Below are 20733 nucleotides of genomic sequence, written 5' to 3'. Positions count from 1 at the left end.
TACTCCTTGAGTTATTTCAGATAATTAAAGATTGCACCGACAGACATCGCGCCCATATACCAAGTTAGTGCACACGTCACGACACCTGACCATAATAACCAACGTGGATAATGGTAACCCGACATTAAATCTGAGCGCTTCCAGCCGATATAAACAAATAAAGTTAAACCAATAGGTAAAATTAACCCATTGAAACCACCAGCAAAAACTAATAATGCAGCGGGGGCTGTTCCCATGGATAAATAAACAATCAGAGAAACTGCGATGAATATAATAGTTGCAACATTACGCTGCCTTTCTGTAATAGAGGACTTAAATGCCGTTAGGAAGCTCATTGAAGTATACGCCGCACCAATCACACTGGTGAGAGCAGCAGCCCATAGAATTAAACCAAAAATACGTAAACCAAAATTACCAGCGGCAGCCTGAAATGCTTGAGATGCAGGGTTAGCTGCATGCCCAGAAATATCAATAGTCACACCACTGGCTACCACACCTAAGATAGCCAAGAACAAAATGTAACGCATCAACCCGACAACTAAGATACCTTTTGTGGCTGCGCTAGAAACAACTTTAATGTTTTCAATACCTACAGCGCCTTTATCCAATAAGCGATGAGCGCCTGCATAGCAGATATATCCCCCAACAGTGCCCCCAACAATAGTGGTTATCATGGCAAAATCAACTGTGTCAGGTAATACGCTTTGACGCAATGCTTCCCCAACAGGTGGGTTTGATGCGATAGCGACAAATAAAGTTAAGCCAATCATCACTACACCTAATCCAATGATTAACCTATCGATAAAGGTGCTGGCCTTACGAGAGGAAAAAATATAAATTGCCAATAATGCACTAATCAAACCGCCCCATTTCGGGTCTAATCCGACTAACGCATTAAGCCCTAAACCTGCACCAGCTATATTGCCAACATTAAATATTAGCCCGCCAAAAATAACTAATATCGCTAATAAATAGCCACTCCCAGGAATTGTGGCATTCGCAATTTCGGATGAGTGCATTTTAGTCAGAGTAACAACCCGCCATATGTTTTGCTGCACAATGAAGTCAATCACAATAGACGCTAATATCCCGAAGGCAAAAGCGGCTCCTAATGTCACGGTAAAAGTCGCAGTTTGTGTGATAAACCCAGGCCCAATGGCTGAGGTTGCCATTAAAAAAATTGCGCTTATCAGTGATGAACGGCGGCTTTTCACATATTCAGCAGTACTTGGTGCACTTTCTTGAGCTGCCATATGAATACTCCTCTAATAGTTATTGTTTTAATTATTGATGTAGTTGTTGATGTCACAATCACTAAGGCAATTATCGTGCCATTGTTCTACTTGTTAGCTGTATTGTTAATTCATTTTTAATGGATTGTTGAACAATTAGTATTAAATGATGAATAAACAATCAATAAAAATCGTAATTGCTGGTTTAAAAATCAAGACGAGATCACTTTTTTAACAATTTTGGCTGACAAACCATATTGCTTATTGAGCAACTTGCACCAAATTGATGCAATAAATTTAAATTTCACTATTCTTGTGCAAATATATGGAATGGAATAAGTAATAGAGAAAGGAAACTTGCTGCTATAACTTGAATATGGGAATATAACGCCTTATCACCCCTGAGACTAAAATTAGCCTTTATTATGAAAAAACAACCTGTTGCACAAACTTTATCTGTCACTATTGCAGAAGTTATACGCCATAAGATAACAGTTGGGGAGATCACACCAGGTCAACGCTTATCTGAAGCAGCATTAAGTGAGGAACTCGATATTTCTCGAAATACATTGCGAGAAGTTTTTCGCGTACTCACACAGGAAGGTTTATTAACTTATGCCCCAAATAAGGGCGTATTTGTCTCAGTGCCTGATATGGCTGCCATTATCGATATTTATCAAGTTCGCCGACTCATTGAATGTGATGCACTAACTCATGCATATGCCTTGCATCCATCAGTTCAAAAAATGAAAGATGCTGTTCAAGAAGCTCGTGAACATGAAAAGACAGAAAATTGGGTGGGTGTAGGAACTGCAAATATGAAATTTCATACTGCCATTGTTGAGCTATCTGACAGCGAACGCTTAATTAAATTATACCGTAATGTATCCGCTGAATTACGGCTGGCCTTTGGTCATCTTAATGACCCTAAAATTTTATATGCTCCCTATATTGATAAAAACCATTCTATTCTTAGATTATTAGACTCTGGCCAAAATTTAGATGCCTCTAATATGTTACGTGATTACTTAGACCTTTCTGAACGCACATTACTCGCTGCATTTAAACGGAAACAATCTGCACTTTGAGTTGCTTTAATATTAATAGTTTTCTTATTTAACTCGTTCATCCCTTACTAATTTCATTACATAAACTTTAGTAGGTGGTCATTTATAGTCATACCTTGATATTTTAATAATTCCTATTCTTCTAATAATGATTAGCTCAAATTAAATTCTTTTTTTATTAACTTATTAAATTGAATGAGTTATACAGAAAATTATATTCTGCTGACTTTTCAACAAAAAGATTATTTTTAGAGGTTGTTTTTCACTCTATCTAGTTTTATTCTCGAAAACATAAGTAACAAAAAAGCAATATCATTAACAATTTAAAATAATTGCTTACATTTAATTAAAATGACAACTTCACCTTAAAATCTACTGATTATTAACAAAAATCCATAATATTTAACATGCATCGCTATTTTACTATCTAAATTTAACATAATAAACATATTGATATAAATTACATATTGAAATTACTCAAATTTATCGAGTTAATAGTTGTAGTTTTCTCGAATATTCGATATAAAATTTATGATAATAACAACACATACATAAAAATTATTAATATAAAATGAGATTTCATTATGACATTAAACCAAGTGACTAAAAAGAAGCTGTTTAAATTTGGCCTAGGATGGCAAATACTGGTTGCTCTTATTTTAGGTGTTATTGCTGGTGCACTTTTACATGATAATACAGAGTACAAAGATTGGTTGATTCTAAATATTCTTTCCCCGGCAGGTAAAATATTTATTCAGTTAATCAAAATGATTGTTGTTCCTATTGTTATATCGACTCTAATTGTTGGAATAGCCGGGGTTGGTAATACTAAGCAATTAGGTTCTCTCGGCTTTAAAACTATCCTTTATTTCGAAATTATCACTACAATTGCCATTATCGTCGGTATCTCTTTTGCCAATATATTCCAGCCTGGTGTTGGTATCGATATGTCGCAATTAACGCAAGTCGATATTTCTCAATATGAAAAAACCACTCAAGAAGTCGAAAGCCACCCTTCGGGGATCATTAATACGATCTTAACTTTAGTTCCGAGTAATATTTTCGCAGCGATGGCAAGTGGTGATATGCTACCAGTCATCTTTTTTGCTGTATTATTTGGCTTGGGGCTCTCTTCTTTACCATCAGAGAAGAAACAACCGTTACTCAATGTATTACAGACTTTCTCTGAAACAATGTTCCGTGTAACAAATATGATTATGATGTATGCCCCAATCGGGGTTTTCGCATTAATATCCGTTACCGTCGCTAACTTCGGCTTTTCATCATTAGTTCCTTTATTAAAACTTGTTATCCTCGTCCATTGTGCAATTATATTTTTTGCTGTAGTTGTACTAGGATTAGTCGCTCGTTATTGTCGAATAAATATTTTCACTTTAATGAAAATATTAAAAGATGAGTTATTGCTCGCTTACTCAACAGCCAGTTCTGAAACCGTACTTCCTCGTATTATGGATAAAATGGAAAAATATGGCGCTCCTAAATCCGTAACAAGCTTTGTTATTCCAATTGGCTATTCATTTAACTTAGATGGCTCTACATTATACCAAAGTATTGCTGCTATTTTTATTGCCCAACTCTATGGTATCGAACTCTCCATTGGGCAAGAACTAATCTTAGTATTTACCCTTATGATCACATCTAAAGGCATTGCGGGTGTCCCTGGAGTTTCATTTGTTGTTCTGCTTGCCACATTAGGAAGTGTCGGTATCCCACTAGAAGGGTTAGCATTCATTGCGGGTGTTGACAGAATTCTTGATATGGCACGTACTGCACTTAACGTTGTAGGCAACGCGCTAGCCGCACTTGTTATTGCCAAATGGGAACATAACTATGACGATAAAAAAGCTCGTGAATATGAAGAAAGTTTTTAGTTTATTCTAAAGTAACTCTATATTAGAATAGCCTTCGATTAACATCGTTATTGAAGGCTATTCGATTTTTACGTATTTTACGTAATAAATGACCAGATATTTTATTATTTATTAATTACTCATTAACTTAGTTATTTTTACTTATTAAGTGTAATTTATTTCACATTTTTTTAATTTTTTAAATGGAAATTGGTATTTTATTATTAGTGGAACTACACTAAAAAAGAGTTTTAATTAGCCGTTTATTATATTCGCCAAAGCAGGAAACAATGAATCAAGTAAGAAGATTTCTTTTGTTTTTAAAGGTGCTCCAACACCTAATGGTAATTTTTATATTTTCATTATCATACTTTATGCTACACAGCTGGTTATAACGATAACCTTGTGCTAAACAAGGCTATAAATTATTAATAGACGAGATAAAACATGTGTTTATCTCGTTTTTTATTATGAACTTTAAAGTGCCTTAAGATAAATATAAAACTAGCTATAAAGCGACACTTCCCCTTCAGGCCGGGTTTTAAACCGTCGATGAGCCCAAAGGTACTGCTCGGGCGCTTTCATTATTTCAACCTCTAAGATAGAGTTAATTATTGTTGCATCCTGTAATGCATCAGAGCTTGGGTATTCTAGTATTTCTTTTCCCAGTACCAAATCATAATTAGCACCGCTCTTATTTCTCAATAATGTTACCGTGAGTGTTGGAGATTTAGATAATTGAGCAAGTATTGAGGTTCCTTTTGACGTGGAACTATTTTTGACAGAAAAAAACGGCGCAAATATCGTGCCTTTTCTTCCAAAATCTTGGTCCGGTGCAAACCATATGGATTTACCACTTTTTAACTCTTGAACCATAAATTTTAAATTTTTACGATCAATCATTCCTTTACCAGAACGACACCGTCCTTTTGTCTGAATATATTCCATCGCTTTATTGTTATGAGGACGATACATTGCATTAACAGGAAAACAAAGCCCCATAATCCGGCCACCGAGTTCAAGTGACATAAAATGGACCCCAACAATAATCACACCTTTATTTTTAGCAATAGCATCTAAGTAATTGGACATTCCTTTTACTTGAAATAATTTTTTAACTTTTTTATCACTCCAAAACCAGGCTATCCCAGTTTCAAATAATGCGATACCTAAAGATTTTAAGTTATCATTCACCAAAGTATCTATTTCATTTTTGTTTTTATTTGGGAAACACAATTCTAAATTTCGCTTAATGATTGATACTCTTCTTTTAATAAAATACCGTGAATTACTGCCTAAAAAAGCACCAAGCCACATTTGCCATTTATACGGCAATTGAACTAATAAAAATAAGATAAAAACTCCCACCCAAGTTACTACATACTTCGGGTGGACCAATTTCAGTGAAAATGGGTTTTTGGCGTACATTATATCTCCCAATACTTCGCCTTTGCAGAATGCACGCTATTTTAGACAATATTTAGTCTTTTAAATTCAACATGATTACTACAACAAGATGGGTTTTCACCCATAACTATCTGAATACCTTGCAGTTCATCTCCCTTTCGAGTAGATAACAGCCGAATAATCTTTCCAAGCCATTAAGCAATATTTGATTTTTAATATGGCTAATTAATAAATAGCTCTGTGAAGTTCGTTTTCTATTCATCAAAACTATGCATCGGTTAGGCCAACAACATAATCACTTAAACTGCAAGGAACAGATAAAATTATCACATATATGGCTTAATTAATCTCACTATTAATATGCACTTTTGTCATTTTGCGAATTTTTTTGCTGATTTTTGTCAATTTAATCGTTACTTTTTATTGGTGCTTTCAAGAAGCCACCACAATCAGCGATGGAAAGAAAAATTGATGTTCTTTTGGTGATGGAGCCAGAAGTTTGTCACATCAGCGACTAAAGGTAGTTAAATAATATGGATTACAAGCAAGAAAAAACCCGTTACATCTATTAAATGTAACGGGTTCTTATTTGGTGCCGGCTACCGGAGTCGAACTGGTGACCTACTGATTACAAGTCAGTTGCTCTACCAACTGAGCTAAGCCGGCGAATATGGCGGAGAGATAGAGATTCGAACTCTAGGATGGTTTCCCATCGGCGGTTTTCAAGACCGCTGCCTTCGACCGCTCGGCCATCTCTCCATGGGGCGCGATTATGGAGGAATCCCAGCAACTTGTCTACCCCTGAAAGTAAAAAAATTGATTTTTTTACTTCGTTTGGCTAATCTTCACTCAATTGCTCTCTCTTTTCCAAGAAAAATGGTAATATCTGTGCAAAATCGGTGTCTATCCTTTCTCTAGGCGTATGATTTTTAACCTAATAATACTTTTGCCGATGGGACGACTTGCTACAGTATGTACAAACAATCATTATTAAAGCCAAACACTCTTTTTCGTATTTTCGCAGCATTTATTTTACTGCTGATAGTGATGCTTTGTTTATCACTATTTAACTACTATCAAGCATTGGTTCAAAGCCGTCAGGCTAGTTTGAACAGTATGGCTAGTCGGTTAGCGTATCAAATCGAAGATTATCGTTATCAAGCAAGCCATATCTACAAAATTGCCAATAATAAATCCTCTACCCCATCCGCTGATCAGCTTGCCGTGACAGGAATACGCCATGATATTTTTTGGCTAAGTAGTGCCAACCAATCCATCGATGCTATTGTATTTGGCAATAATAAGCAAAGTAGTAATGTTTTAGCATCTAAACTTGCAAATTATATGGAGATTGTCTGGGGAGCCCGTAATGAATATAACTCAATGTATTATCTCAATGGCTTAGACAATACCCTAGTCTTAGTGACCACTCATTCAATTCTTAAACCTGAGCTACGTTTTAAAGAAAGTTATCTCACATTAACTGCTGAAGAAAAACGTGCTGATATGTTGACTCAATCAACATTATTAGACCGACGGGAAATAATTTCAAATATTCAAAAGTACTCCCCCGATAACCTTTTTTACTATACATATCGGCTAATGTTTAATTCTCCAGGGCAGCTAACGAGTGTTATATCCTTTGATATTTCTATCAATTCACTGATCCCTCCAAATTTAAATGGGGATTTTTTTACGATTAATACACGCCCTGCAAGCACAGGTAGCAATGAACCTCATACAACTTGGGTCGGAACTAACCTCATTTTCTCCCACCCTATTGATGGCACCAGCTATCAACTTTATTACCATGTCTCATTAAAAAGCATTATCTTTAATGTTATTGGCTATAACTTATGGCTAATGACTGGCATGCTTATTATGATCTTCTTCGCTTTACTGATCATGCTATTCATTCGTAAGCGCCTTATTTCGCCCAATACAAATATGTTGCAAGAGCTGAGTTTTAATGAATCATTGACAAGCGATATTATCAGCCATATTTCATACGGTATTTTGGTTTATGATTTTAATACTAACAAAAAGATTCTGAGCAATGATATTGCTAACCAGTTATTACCTTCTATGGATCTTATTCACATTAAAGAAATGGCGATAGAAAACCATGATGTTATCCAAGTTTCTATCGAGAATATTATCTATGAAGTTATTCTTGTCAATAGCATGACAAAACCCAATACCGTTCTCTTTATTATTATCGACAAAGACAAAGAAGCATTGACCCAAAAACGTCAAGAATTAGCGAATCGTGAGTACAAAAAAAATATTCACATGCGTAAGATTGTATTTGAGAATATGTGTACTGAGATATTACCCTCACTAATTAAGGCGGATGAACAATTAACTAAATTATCCGAAATAGTCAGCGTAAATAACCGCACATTTATTTTAGAAATTGAAAGTCAGCTTTTTTATATCAATCGCTGGTTTAAAAACATTAACTTATTAAATCAGCTTGAGTCCCAAGCTAGCTCAGTAAAAACTGAAAACGTTTCTATCAGTAATCTTGTTAGCGAGTTTTTGAAACAAAATTTATCCCAATGCAATAACAAGGGGTTAGCACTTTATTTTCATAATAATCTCAATCCAGATTCACTGATCATGGCAAACCCTGATTATTTAAAACAGTTAATACAACTAATTTGGGATTATTCTATTGCGACAACCTCTTTTGGAAAAATTTCATTCGCGTTATCTTATGATGCCAATAAAAATGTAATTTTATTGAGTATTAAAGACAGTGGAACTGGGGTCAGTAATCTTGAGCTTAGTAATTTACACAGTCCTTTTACTGGGCAAATTTTGAATGCTTCTAACTTTACGCGTTCAGGCATAACATTTTATTTATGTAAGTTACTGGTTAAAAAAATGAATGGTACTTTTTCTATTCGTTCTAGTGATGCAATAGGCACTCATTATGAAATTACACTTCCTGCAGCTAAAGAAATGCTCGTCAAAGACTTCCCAGCTTTATTGGAAGATGTTTGTATACGCTTAAATATACATAATGCAGATATCTCACGGATTGTTAGGAACATATTAACAAATTATGGAGCAGAATATTTGGACTTAAGTGAAAGCTCCCCTCACACCGACTGGGATCTTTTGATAACTGATAATAATGAGGAATGTTTTGAAAATATTGTTAAAGTAAATGGTACTCTTTTAGGGATTAATCAATTACAACCTCATTATATCGAAACTAACTACAATTTTGCTGATGAATTAATTGATGCTATCTCATTATTGATCGAAAACGCAGAGCATGAGCATGCTGATATTTTGCCTCCAGACCATGTTAGTACTCAAGCGCTTTCACAGAACTCGAATGAATCAATTGAAAATGCAATTACAAGTTATCAATTAGCACTGGCAAATAGCGGATATCGAGATTTGTTTATCACAACAGTACCGATAGATATTAATAAACTGTATAATAGTGAAAGTGTTGAGGATTTGACCGAATTGAAAAACACTGCACATCGTTTAAAAGGAGTTTTTGCTATGCTCGAATTTACTTATCTTCATGAACTTTGTGAAGATTTGGAGCGTTACATAGCAGATGAAAACGGATTGGAAATAAAAAATTGCATTAGCGTGCTGGATAATTCAGTCAAAAAACTAATGCCAGAAGGTAACCAATAATATGAATAACCTAAATGTCATTGTTGCCGATGATCACCCTATCGTTCTTTTCGGCATCAGAAAATCACTTGAACAAATTGAATGGGTGAATATCGTAGGGGAATTTGAGGACTCAACCTCTTTGATTAATAACTTAGCACGTTTAAACGCAGACGTACTAGTTACTGATTTATCTATGCCAGGTGACAAATATGGCGATGGTATTACTTTAATCAAATACATCAAGCGGCATTATCCTGACCTGTCAATTATTGTTCTAACTATGAACAATAACCCTGCCATTCTTAGCGCTATTTTAGAGCTGGATATTGAAGGAATTGTGTTAAAACAAGGTGCGCCAGCTGATTTACCTAAAGCTTTAGCGGCTTTACAGAAAGGCAAAAAATTCACACCAGAAAGCGTGAGCAAACTGTTAGAAAAAGTCAATGCAAGCGGCTATGGCGATAAACGTTTATCACCAAAAGAAAGTGAAGTGCTACGTTTGTTTGCTGAAGGTTTTTTGGTCACTGAAATTGCAAAGAAACTTAACCGCAGTATAAAAACAATCAGTAGCCAGAAAAAATCAGCTATGCTGAAATTAGGTGTTGAAAATGATATAGCGCTACTGAATTACCTTTCTTCTGTCAGTATTGATAACTCGCCTTCAGAGTAAATTTCATTTTAACTATAAGACTACGCCAATAAAAACCCAGTTATGGGTTTTTATTTTTGCGTCCTTTTTTACTCACATTCAACAATAGCGCGTCAAAGTCTCACGTAAAATTGCAATTGTTGTCGGTTTTGATAAACAATCATTCATTCCTGCGTTAATACAGCGTTGCTTTTCTTCTGCCATTGCATTAGCAGTTAATGCGATAACGGGTAAATTGAACTCTAAACGGCGCAGTTCCTTTGCCAACTGGTAGCCATCCATATTTGGCATATTTACATCCGTTAAAACAATATCAACATGATGATTATCTAAATATTTTAATGCATCTAGCCCATCTATCGCTGTGCCTGTAGTAAAACCGATAGTCGCTAATTGTTCACTCAATAATGCTCTATTAATTGGATGGTCATCGACAATTAATACATGGTGTTCACTTAACGAATGGTCAGCAACCAATGATGGATTTACTGTACTATTTTTCAGCGATTGTTCGGCCGTTTTCATGATGGCTTTATCAATTAAGATAGGTAATTTATCTAATTGATATGTATTATAAATCCACTGGTTTTGTTTTATTTGGTGGAGTTCACCAGCATAAATACTTGATAATTGGATATGATGTTCACAAATGCCCCTTTCAGCCTGCTCATAATCAGTTATTAAGAGATCATAATGTTGTGTCTTATCCGTTGCATTATGGCGGACAACAGAAAATTGTTCTTGGCTTAATAAACGCAAAAGAAAGTTCATTAAAAATTCATTTCGACACGAAACTGCAATCCGATAATGAGCCCGGTATTCTGGAATATTTTTCTTAAGATATTCTTGACCATATAAAGGAATTCGAATAGTAAATGAACTACCAAGTCCAATTTGGGAACTGACCTCAATGTCACCATCCATGAGGTTAACCAGTTTTTCGCAAATAGCTAGACCTAAACCAGTTCCTTTATGGCCCATATTATTTTGGTCATAAACTTGAAAGAATGGATCAAACAACTTCATGACCACCGCATGTGTCATTCCAATTCCTGAATCACGTATTTCAATCTTTAAATAATTCTCATCTTTCCATACATAAAGCAATACAAAACCTGATTCTGTAAACTTAATACTATTATTAACAATGTTAGAAATCACTTGTTGTAAACGAACAGGGTCATTCAAAATGAGATCAGGTATATTAGGCTCAATATAGGAATATAATGATATTTTTTTCTTCGTCACTAATGGCAGATAGTTTGCTAATACAAACGCAAAAACCTCTCGACAATTAAACAATTTGCTTTCTATTTTCAATTGCTTAGATTCAATTTTCGAAAAGTCTAAAATATCACTAATAATCTGCAATAAAAGTGAAGATGAATTATCCATAGTTGAGACTAAGCGTGTTGCTTTCTCCGGTAATTCATAACGTTGTAGTAATTCTATATTACCAATAATTCCATATAACGGCGTTCTTAATTCATGACTAACTGTCGCTAAAAACATTGACTTAGCATGGTTTGCTTGTTCCGCCGCATCGGCTACATCTTGTAGCGATTTTTCCATTTGAACACGAATGCTAATGTCGACTAATACACAAATAGCGACATCTTCATTTTGGTATCGAGAGTTTACAAAGCTAATTTGTAAGTGTGTGCCGTTGGTTGTCACCACATCTATATAATTGCTCGATTTTTGGCGAATAATTGTCAATATTCGCTGTTTATCATCATCATTTAACAGCCGAAAATAGTCGTGAGCTAATTCATTACTGAGAATATTACCACCATCTGTTAATCTTAAAATGATGATACCGACCGGTGCTGATGCTACAATTTTGTGGTTGAATTGTTCATGTTCCTCAAGCCGTATCGCAGTGTTCTCTGCGGGTTCTAGCATTTTCCTTTCAAGTAACCAAATTAAAAAGAAAATCAGCCCCCCCGTAAAAATATTTAGGAGGATACCGTAAAAAATGGTGTTTTCTAAACTCGCTAATATTTCCGACGTCGCAATTGAGAAAATGACCGTAATTTGAGAAGGCGCTAACCTTTTTTTGAAGATTAATTTTGAGTAATCTGAGTTAAAACCGAAAAATGAAGGCTCAGAAATATTGAGCAATGCAGAGCTCTTAGGATTGATATCTGTAGGTGAATATAAAACAGGCTGGTTATAGTCGTTAATTATCAATATTTCGATAGCCTTATTTCGCCGTATATTAAATTGATTTAAATTAATTGAACGTTCTAGCCCAATAAATGCGGGGAGCAGATTATCGTGCTTGATTGCTTGAATTAAGTAAACCTGCCCATAATCCGGCTGAGCACCATGCGTAATGGTAAATAGCTTACGCTCTTTACCTTGTAGCCTTAAACCTTGATAAGTTCGCACACTTTCGTAGCTGACTTTTTTTAGTATTTCTATATCCGATATTGTAGAACGAATAGGATAATCCACCAGACAATAACTTTTCGAACCCACTAAAAAGACATGGTTTAAAGCTTGAGGCGCTGCAATACTCTCTTTCCAAAAATAATTCAGTTGTTCAAAAGCCTGCAAATAGTTTTCAGCTTTATCCCTAAAATGATCACAATCCGTATTCGGAGTTAATTTATAGAACGAGTAATTAGAGGCATTTGGCAATTCCATAAATTTACTCGTAAAAGTATTTTCCTCTGTCGATTCTTGCAGCTTTATTTGGTACAGATCAGTCATCGACTGAATAGAATTCAGTGTCGCCGCCGTTTGCTGTATATAGACTTGTAGGTTTTCATACCCAGAATAGAACTGCTGGCGAAGATCAGATTTATATTCATTAAATTGCGAATAAAGGAAAAATAAAGTGATAAAAGCACCCATGCCCCACAACATCAAGCCGAGGATACGAAATAAATCCCGAGAAAGTCTAAGTGATGTTTTAAACGAGGGTAAGTATCTCAAGCGTTTTCCTGTATATTCGATACGATGATCGCTAATTATACTCGATTACATAATAAAAAAGCGACAGACATGAAAAGTAATAAAACTAAGAAATTTAGACTAGAAACTAAAACGGGCAGCTAATATGCTACCCGTTCATTAAATTAAACGCGATAATTACTCTTGATCGTCGATATTTGCATCATCAACACCGTTTTCTTCAGTGTTTTCAATCGCATTCTCATCATCATTATTTTCATCATCATCTGTTTCAGCAACACGTTGTAAACCAACCACTTTTTCATCTTCAGCTGTTCTAATCAAGGTCACACCTTGCGTATTACGGCCAACGACGCTCACTTCAGATACACGGGTACGAACTAATGTGCCGGCATCCGTAATCATCATGATTTGGTCAGTTTCATCAACTTGAATAGCTCCAACAACATTACCGTTTCGCTCACTCACTTTGATAGAGATAACCCCTTGAGTTGCACGCGATTTAGTTGGGTATTCTGCTTCTTCAGTACGTTTACCATAACCATTTTCTGTGACAGTTAAGATATGGCCTTCACCACGTGGAATGATCAAGGATACGACTTTATCGTTATCCATTAATTTAATTCCACGAACCCCCGTTGCAGTACGTCCCATTGGGCGAACAGCATCTTCAGCGAAGCGCACAACTTTACCTTGTGCAGAGAACAGCATGACTTCATTTGAACCATCGGTTAAATCAACCCCAATCAGTTCATCACCTTCATTCAAGTTCACTGCAATAATACCGGCACTTCTTGGGCGGCTAAACTCTTGTAAAGGTGTTTTCTTCACAGTACCACTCGCCGTTGCCATGAAGACATTATAACCTTCTTCATATTCACGTACAGGTAAGATAGCAGTAATGCGTTCATCTTGCTCAAGTGGTAATAAGTTAACAATTGGACGACCACGAGCACCACGACTCGCTTCTGGCAACTGATAAACTTTCATCCAATACAAACGCCCACGACTTGAGAAACACAAGATGGTGTCGTGCGTATTGGCGACCAATAAGCGTTCAATGAAGTCTTCGTCTTTTGTTCGTGCAGCAGATTTACCTTTACCACCACGGCGCTGTGCTTCGTAATCAGACAGAGGCTGATATTTCACATAACCTTGATGAGATAATGTCACTACCACATCTTCTTGATTGATCAAATCTTCAATATTGATGTCTGCGGTATTTTCTGTAATTTCTGTACGACGAGGGTCATTATAAGTATCACGAATAATTTCTAACTCTTCGCGAATCACTTCCATCAAACGTTCAGGACTACGTAAAATAAACAGTAAAGCTTCAATTTGTACTAGAAGATCACGGTACTCTTCCAGTAGTTTTTCGTGCTCAAGACCGGTTAATTTTTGGAGACGTAAATCCAAAATAGCTTGAGCTTGTTGCTCAGTCAGGAAATATTGCCCTTCATGAACACCGAACTGTGGTTCTAACCACTCAGGACGAGCTGCGTCATCACCTGCACGCTCTAGCATTGCCGCTACATTACCCAGATCCCAAGAACGTGCAATCAACCCTGCTTTAGCTTCAGCTGGCGTTGGTGCTTTACGGATCAATTCAATAATTGGGTCAATATTAGCAAGTGCGATTGCCAGTGCTTCAAGGATATGAGCACGGTCACGCGCTTTACGCAATTCGAAAATCGTACGACGAGTGACAACTTCACGACGGTGACGCACAAAAGCAGCAATGATATCTTTTAAATTCAGTATTTTCGGTTGCCCTTGATGTAGAGCCACCATATTGATACCAAAAGAAACTTGCAATTGAGTCAAGGAATATAAGTTGTTCAGGACAACTTCACCCACTGCATCGCGCTTAACTTCAATAACAATGCGCATACCGTCTTTATCCGACTCGTCACGCAGTGCACTGATTCCTTCAACACGTTTGTCTTTAACTAACTCTGCAATTTTTTCAATCAAGCGAGCTTTATTCACTTGATAAGGGATTTCGCTGACAATAATGGTTTCGCGACCATTTTTCTCATCGACTTCCACTTCAGCGCTTGCACGGATATAGACCTTGCCACGTCCTGTACGATATGCATCAATAATCCCACGACGGCCGTTGATAATAGCCGCTGTTGGGAAATCAGGCCCTGGAATGTGTTCCATTAAACCTTCAATACTGATGTCTTCATCTTCTATATAAGCAAGACAACCATTAATCACTTCCCCTAAATTGTGAGGAGGAATATTGGTTGCCATCCCAACCGCAATACCAGACGACCCATTAACCAAAAGGTTTGGAATTTTCGTTGGCATAACTTCAGGAATTTGCTCTGTTCCGTCATAGTTTGGAACGAAATCAACGGTTTCTTTTTCAAGGTCAGCAAGTAGCTCATGGGCAATTTTCGCCATACGGATTTCCGTATAACGCATTGCCGCAGCGGAGTCTCCGTCAACTGAACCGAAGTTTCCCTGACCATCAACCAGCATGTAACGCATTGAGAAAGGCTGTGCAAGACGAACAATTGTCTCGTAAACAGCGATATCACCATGTGGATGGTATTTACCGATGACGTCCCCAACAATACGGGCAGATTTTTTATAGGGTTTATTCCAATCATTTCCCAATACATTCATCGCATACAGTACTCTGCGGTGTACTGGCTTCAGTCCATCTCGAACATCTGGAAGCGCACGGCCGACAATAACGGACATTGCATAATCCAAATACGAACTTTTAAGCTCTTCTTCGATATTAACTGGTGTGATTTCTCTGGCAATCTCGCTCATGGAACCACTGTCCCTCATAACTTCGGATTCAAAGAGTAGAACTATACCACAATTCGCCAATTTAATAAAAATAAGAGACGGGTATTTGTCTTCCAAGCTATGTATAATAGCGGAAAATTAAGTTTATGTGTCCGAAACTTGAAGGTTTATCAATTAATAACTGCAATAATTACATTGTTGTTTATATTTTAGCCATCAATGCTTGTCGGGCTACTATTCCCCCTATTAAACATAGTTTAAATACAGTTTAAATATAACTATCGTTAATAGGCTTTTGGGTAATAGGTTAAAAATAGGAGCTTCTTTGTATGAATGACACCCAAACCTACCTTAACGTCGATAAGCAAGAAATCGAAAAATTCGAGTCCATTGCCTCACGTTGGTGGGACTTAGAAGGGGAATTCGCCCCACTACACCGCATCAATCCATTACGCTTAGGTTATATTATGCAGCGTGTAGACGGTATTTTCGGTAAAAAAATTCTTGATGTTGGCTGCGGTGGTGGCATTTTATCGGAAAGCATGGCGCGTGAAGGTGCAGAAGTCACTGGTCTTGATATGGGTGCAGAGCCTTTAATGGTTGCTCGCTTACATTCTCTTGAGTCCGGTATTCCAGTTGAATATGTACAAGAAACTGTTGAACAACATGCAGACAAACACCCTCAAGCCTATGATGTTGTCACGTGTATGGAGATGCTTGAACATGTTCCGGACCCTCAGTCTGTCGTTAGGGCTTGCGCAAAATTAGTCAAACCGGGTGGACACGTAATTTTTTCAACCATCAACCGTAATAAAAAAGCCTGGCTAATGGCTGTTGTTGCTGCTGAATATATAATGAAAATCGTCCCAAAAGGCACTCATGACGCAAACAAGTTTATTCGCCCTTCTGAGTTAATTAATTGGATTGACGGCACACCATTAAAAGACAAACATATCATAGGGTTGCATTATAATCCATTAACAGACAAGTTCTGGCTTGGGCCAAATGTTGATGTAAACTATATGCTGCATACGGTAAACGAATAGTCATTTAGTCGTGAAAAGAATAAATCACAAGCACTACGTTTAAGAAAGCAGCAAACGATCGCATTTTACAAAATTTATTTTAGTCCTCATGTCGGAAGCATTTTTTTTATTAATGCCTTTTACCATGCAGCTTACCGACATGATCACTTTTCTTATCCAACCAGTTATCCACAAGATCCCTCTAATTTGTTCACTTGATAAAATCACATATTAACATTATCTTGTTATGGTATTCTAAACAAACTACTACATATAGTGGTATAACAAAACATAATACAACTAGTCTCATGGCATTACACCATGAGCTTTTTTATGTTTATTTTAAACTATTTGTAGTTCAACCAAGGTGTACTTGCTCATGAACCAGAGTCTGTTAGTCACAAAGCGTGATGGACATAAAGAACGCATTGATCTTGATAAAATCCACAAGGTAATCACCTGGGCTGCTGAAGGCCTAAGTAACGTATCCGTTTCTCAAGTGGAGTTACGTTCACAGATTCAGTTTTATGATGGGATCAGAACTTCTGATATTCACGAAACGATGATCAAAGCAGCAGCAGATTTAATTACGGGTGATACACCTGATTACCAATACCTAGCTGCGCGTCTTGCTATTTTTAACTTACGCAAGAAAGCCTATGGCCAGTTTGAACCGCCTGCATTATATAAGCATGTTAAACACCTCGTTGAAATGGGGAAATATGACAAGCATTTGCTGGAAGACTACTCTGAAGCAGAGTTCGAGCAAATGGATAGCTTTATTGATCATTGGCGTGATATGAACTTCTCCTATGCGGCTGTAAAACAGCTTGAAGGGAAATATTTAGTTCAAAACCGTGTAACGGGTGAAATCTATGAAAGCGCACAGTTTTTATATATTTTAGTTGCAGCTTGCCTATTTTCACATTATCCAAAAGAAACACGCCTCGATTATATCCGTCGTTTCTATGATGCCGTTTCAACATTCAAAATTTCATTACCTACGCCGATTATGGCGGGGGTACGTACGCCTACACGTCAATTCAGCTCTTGCGTACTGATTGAGTGTGGTGACAGCTTGGATTCTATCAATGCAACCTCAAGCGCAATTGTGAAATATGTCTCACAACGTGCAGGGATTGGGGTGAATGCAGGCCGTATCCGTGCATTAGGCAGCCCAATTCGTGGTGGAGAAGCTTTCCATACAGGTTGTATTCCATTCTATAAACACTTCCAAACTGCGGTTAAATCTTGTTCGCAAGGTGGTGTTCGTGGTGGCGCTGCAACCTTGTTCTACCCTATTTGGCACCTTGAAGTAGAAAGCTTACTGGTTCTAAAGAATAACCGTGGGGTTGAAGGTAACCGTGTTCGCCATATGGATTACGGTGTGCAATTAAACAAGTTAATGTATGAGCGTCTGATTAAAAACCAAGACATTACATTATTCAGCCCATCGGACGTTCCGGGTCTTTATGACGCCTTTTTCGCAGATCAAGACGAATTTGAACGTCTATATGTGAAATATGAGCAAGATGAAAATATTCGTAAATCGAGCGTTAAAGCGGTTGAGCTATTTTCATTAATGATGCAAGAGCGTGCGTCTACTGGCCGTATTTATATTCAAAACGTTGACCACTGTAATACACATAGCCCATTTGACCCGCAGATTGCGCCTGTTCGTCAATCGAACTTATGTTTAGAAATTGCGCTGCCAACTAAGCCATTAAATAATATAAATGACGAAAATGGTGAAATTGCGCTGTGTACATTATCGGCATTTAACTTAGGGGCGATTGATAGTCTAGATGAATTAGAAGAGCTAGCAATATTAGCTGTTCGTGCACTCGATGCGCTACTTGATTACCAAGATTACCCAATCATTGCGGCTAAACAAGGCTCAATGGGCCGTCGTACATTAGGTATTGGCGTGATTAACTACGCTTATTATCTCGCGAAGCACGGCGTTCGTTATTCTGATGGCAGTGCAAACAACTTAACGCATAAAACATTCGAAGCCATTCAGTATTATCTATTAAAAGCCTCGAATGAGTTAGCAAAAGAGCAAGGTGCTTGCCCATGGTTCAATGAAACAACTTATGCACAAGGCGTTTTACCTATCGATACCTATAAAAAAGAGCTCGATAAGTTAACTAATGAACCTTTGCATTACGATTGGGAAGCGTTACGCCAAGAAATTAAACAACATGGTCTGCGTAACTCGACACTGTCTGCATTGATGCCTTCAGAGACATCATCACAGATTTCTAACGCAACCAATGGTATTGAACCACCGCGTGGTTATATCAGTATTAAAGCCTCTAAAGATGGTATCTTGCGCCAAGTGGTGCCTGATTACGAAAATCTGAAAGGTGCTTATGAGCTACTGTGGCAAATGCCTTCAAATAGTGGCTACTTACAACTCGTTGGTATCATGCAGAAATTTATCGACCAGTCGATTTCTGCTAACACAAACTATGACCCAACTCGTTTTGAGAGCGGTAAAGTACCAATGAACCAATTGCTAAAAGATTTATTGCTCGCCTATAAGTTTGGTGTGAAAACACTTTACTATCATAACACTCGCGATGGGGCGGAAGATGTTCAGGGCGATCTGGAAGAAGTTGTTGAGTCAGCGGATTCCGATTGCGAAGGCGGCGCGTGTAAAATTTAATAGGAATTGTTATGTCACACACATATACAACGTTTTCACAGAAAAAAAATGACCAAATGCTGGAGCCGATGTTTTTCGGCCAGCCTGTTAACGTGGCGCGTTATGATCAGCAAAAGTACCCTATTTTTGAAAAGCTGATTGAAAAACAACTGTCGTTTTTCTGGCGCCCTGAAGAGGTTGATGTCTCTCGCGACCGTATTGACTATAATGCGCTGCCAGATCACGAAAAGCATATCTTTATCAGTAATCTGAAATACCAAACGCTGCTGGACTCTATTCAGGGCCGCAGCCCTAATGTGGCATTATTGCCACTGATTTCGATTCCTGAACTGGAAACTTGGGTTGAAACGTGGGCGTTTTCTGAAACTATCCACTCACGTTCGTATACACATATTATTCGTAATATTGTGAATGACCCTGCCATTATTTTTGACGATATCGTTGAAAATGAAGAAATTTTAAAACGTGCTAAAGATATTTCTGGTTTTTACGATGACCTGATCGAAATGACCAATTACTATCATATGTTTGGTGAAGGCACGCATACTTGCAACGGTAAGCAAGTTACTGTTTCTTTGCGTCAGTTGAAGAAGCAGCTGTACCTGTGCCTAATGAGCGTTAATGCGCTCGAAGCAATTCGTTTCTATGTTAGCTTCGCTTGTTCATTTGCGTTTGCTGAACGCGAGCTAATGGAAGGAAATGCTAAAATCATCAAACTGATCGCACGTGATGAAGCACTGCACTTAACTGGTACACAACACATGTTGAACCTGTTACGTTCGGGGCAAGATGACCCAGAAATGGCAGAAATCGCGGCAGAGTGCGAGCAAGAATGTTATGACTTATTCGTTCAAGCGGCAGAGCAAGAGAAAGAGTGGGCTGACTACCTATTCAGCGAAGGCTCTATGATTGGTTTAAATAAAGATATTTTATGCCAATATGTTGAATATATTACTAATATTCGCATGCAAGCTGTCGGTCTGAAATTGCCATTTGAAACGCGTTCAAACCCAATTCCATGGATCAACGCATGGTTGGTGTCTGACAACGTACAAGTTGCGCCTCAAGAGGTTGAAGTCAGTTCTTATTTAGTCGGCCAAATTGACTCTCAAGTCGATACCGACGATTTGAGCGACTTCGAACTATAAGCATGGCAAGCCATAAAATCACCCTGCGGTTAACGCAGGGTGTTCAAGTCCCCTTCCATACTGAAGTCCATTCGTGTTTGTTGGAAGCCTTAGAAGACAGCCGTATTCCTGTAGAATATCAATGCCGTGAAGGCTACTGCGGTTCATGCCGAGTGACGTTATTACATGGGAAAGTGGGCTATAAGCAAAAACCTATTGCATTTGTGCAAGATGGAGAAATTCTGCCTTGTTGCTGTCATCCACTTTCAGATATTGAAATTGGTTAATCTAAAATAGGTGATTGCACAGCTGTCTATCAGTTACCTGTGCAATCACTTTTTA

The 20733-nt window shown here is 37.5% G+C and carries 12 protein-coding genes and 2 tRNA genes; 8 read left to right on the top strand and 6 right to left on the bottom strand.

The genetic code is table 11. The features are described from left to right. Positions 1 to 11: 11 nt before the first annotated feature. On the bottom strand, positions 12 to 1253 hold the full coding sequence (locus P3L40_RS09405; RefSeq protein ID WP_096864884.1) for an NRAMP family divalent metal transporter: 1242 nt from the start codon (positions 1251 to 1253) through the stop codon (positions 12 to 14). A gap of 404 nt (positions 1254 to 1657) precedes the next feature. Here P3L40_RS09405 and P3L40_RS09400 point away from each other — a divergent pair, with 404 nt between their 5' ends. Together P3L40_RS09400 and gltP are read left to right on the top strand one after the other, a co-directional pair. Next, positions 1658 to 2320 (top strand): GntR family transcriptional regulator, encoded by a 663-nt coding sequence (locus tag P3L40_RS09400; protein ID WP_004259949.1) that lies wholly within the window; start codon positions 1658 to 1660, stop codon positions 2318 to 2320. 563 nt (positions 2321 to 2883) lie between these two features. After that, positions 2884 to 4191: a glutamate/aspartate:proton symporter GltP gene (gene gltP / locus P3L40_RS09395; RefSeq protein ID WP_004259943.1), complete on the top strand. Its 1308-nt coding sequence runs from the start codon at positions 2884 to 2886 to the stop codon at positions 4189 to 4191. 483 nt (positions 4192 to 4674) lie between these two features. Here gltP and lpxL read toward each other — a convergent pair whose 3' ends face one another. From lpxL to P3L40_RS09380, 3 genes are all read right to left on the bottom strand, one after another. Then, positions 4675 to 5598: an LpxL/LpxP family Kdo(2)-lipid IV(A) lauroyl/palmitoleoyl acyltransferase gene (lpxL, locus tag P3L40_RS09390; RefSeq protein WP_004259939.1), complete on the bottom strand. Its 924-nt coding sequence runs from the start codon at positions 5596 to 5598 to the stop codon at positions 4675 to 4677. 569 nt (positions 5599 to 6167) lie between these two features. Next, a tRNA-Thr gene (locus P3L40_RS09385) sits at positions 6168 to 6243 on the bottom strand. Positions 6244 to 6248: 5 nt separating this feature from the next. Beyond that, a tRNA-Ser gene (locus P3L40_RS09380) sits at positions 6249 to 6336 on the bottom strand. 213 nt (positions 6337 to 6549) lie between these two features. Between P3L40_RS09380 and rcsD the strand changes: the two genes are divergently transcribed. Together rcsD and rcsB are read left to right on the top strand one after the other, a co-directional pair. Next, positions 6550 to 9243: a phosphotransferase RcsD gene (gene rcsD / locus P3L40_RS09375; protein ID WP_210853220.1), complete on the top strand. Its 2694-nt coding sequence runs from the start codon at positions 6550 to 6552 to the stop codon at positions 9241 to 9243. Position 9244: 1 nt separating this feature from the next. Further along, the gene (rcsB, locus tag P3L40_RS09370; protein ID WP_004259923.1) at positions 9245 to 9895 is read left to right on the top strand and encodes a response regulator transcription factor RcsB; all 651 of its coding nucleotides are present in this window, start codon (positions 9245 to 9247) and stop codon (positions 9893 to 9895) included. Between the two features lie 78 nt (positions 9896 to 9973). Here the strand turns inward: rcsB and rcsC are convergent, their stop codons facing one another. After that, positions 9974 to 12760 carry a two-component system sensor histidine kinase RcsC gene (gene rcsC, locus P3L40_RS09365; protein ID WP_240704970.1) on the bottom strand — a complete coding sequence of 929 codons (2787 nt, stop codon included), beginning with the start codon at positions 12758 to 12760 and terminating at the stop codon, positions 9974 to 9976. Positions 12761 to 12973: 213 nt separating this feature from the next. Beyond that, a complete protein-coding gene (gene gyrA, locus P3L40_RS09360; RefSeq protein ID WP_201276746.1) occupies positions 12974 to 15589 on the bottom strand; it encodes a DNA topoisomerase (ATP-hydrolyzing) subunit A in 2616 nt (871 codons plus the stop codon). A gap of 308 nt (positions 15590 to 15897) precedes the next feature. Here gyrA and ubiG point away from each other — a divergent pair, with 308 nt between their 5' ends. The 4 genes from ubiG to yfaE all read left to right on the top strand — a co-directional run bounded on the left by ubiG (position 15898) and on the right by yfaE (position 20678). Then, positions 15898 to 16614 carry a bifunctional 2-polyprenyl-6-hydroxyphenol methylase/3-demethylubiquinol 3-O-methyltransferase UbiG gene (gene ubiG / locus P3L40_RS09355; protein ID WP_112307752.1) on the top strand — a complete coding sequence of 239 codons (717 nt, stop codon included), beginning with the start codon at positions 15898 to 15900 and terminating at the stop codon, positions 16612 to 16614. 358 nt (positions 16615 to 16972) lie between these two features. After that, positions 16973 to 19264: a class 1a ribonucleoside-diphosphate reductase subunit alpha gene (gene nrdA, locus P3L40_RS09350; RefSeq protein WP_004259904.1), complete on the top strand. Its 2292-nt coding sequence runs from the start codon at positions 16973 to 16975 to the stop codon at positions 19262 to 19264. An 11-nt stretch (positions 19265 to 19275) separates the two neighbouring features. Next, entirely contained in the window at positions 19276 to 20412 is a 1137-nt protein-coding gene (gene nrdB / locus P3L40_RS09345; protein WP_004259897.1) for a class Ia ribonucleoside-diphosphate reductase subunit beta, read from the top strand. 2 nt (positions 20413 to 20414) lie between these two features. Further along, on the top strand, positions 20415 to 20678 hold the full coding sequence (gene yfaE, locus P3L40_RS09340; RefSeq protein ID WP_004259896.1) for a class I ribonucleotide reductase maintenance protein YfaE: 264 nt from the start codon (positions 20415 to 20417) through the stop codon (positions 20676 to 20678). Positions 20679 to 20733 lie beyond the last annotated feature (55 nt).

The organism is Providencia sp. PROV040, assembly GCF_032706145.1.
GTDB classification, from domain to species: Bacteria; Pseudomonadota; Gammaproteobacteria; order Enterobacterales; family Enterobacteriaceae; genus Providencia; species Providencia hangzhouensis.
This window is presented reverse-complemented; position numbering and strand designations above follow the sequence as displayed.

Bases quoted from the DNA above. Each gene is read 5' to 3' on its own strand.
- P3L40_RS09405 (WP_096864884.1), bottom strand. From the start codon at position 1,253: ATGGCAGCTCAAGAAAGTGCACCAAGTACTGCTGAATATGTGAAAAGC.
- P3L40_RS09400 (WP_004259949.1), top strand. From the start codon at position 1,658: ATGAAAAAACAACCTGTTGCACAAACTTTATCTGTCACTATTGCAGAA.
- gltP (WP_004259943.1), top strand. From the start codon at position 2,884: ATGACATTAAACCAAGTGACTAAAAAGAAGCTGTTTAAATTTGGCCTA.
- lpxL (WP_004259939.1), bottom strand. From the start codon at position 5,598: ATGTACGCCAAAAACCCATTTTCACTGAAATTGGTCCACCCGAAGTAT.
- rcsD (WP_210853220.1), top strand. From the start codon at position 6,550: ATGTACAAACAATCATTATTAAAGCCAAACACTCTTTTTCGTATTTTC.
- rcsB (WP_004259923.1), top strand. From the start codon at position 9,245: ATGAATAACCTAAATGTCATTGTTGCCGATGATCACCCTATCGTTCTT.
- gyrA (WP_201276746.1), bottom strand. From the start codon at position 15,589: ATGAGCGAGATTGCCAGAGAAATCACACCAGTTAATATCGAAGAAGAG.
- ubiG (WP_112307752.1), top strand. From the start codon at position 15,898: ATGAATGACACCCAAACCTACCTTAACGTCGATAAGCAAGAAATCGAA.
- nrdA (WP_004259904.1), top strand. From the start codon at position 16,973: ATGAACCAGAGTCTGTTAGTCACAAAGCGTGATGGACATAAAGAACGC.
- nrdB (WP_004259897.1), top strand. From the start codon at position 19,276: ATGTCACACACATATACAACGTTTTCACAGAAAAAAAATGACCAAATG.
- yfaE (WP_004259896.1), top strand. From the start codon at position 20,415: ATGGCAAGCCATAAAATCACCCTGCGGTTAACGCAGGGTGTTCAAGTC.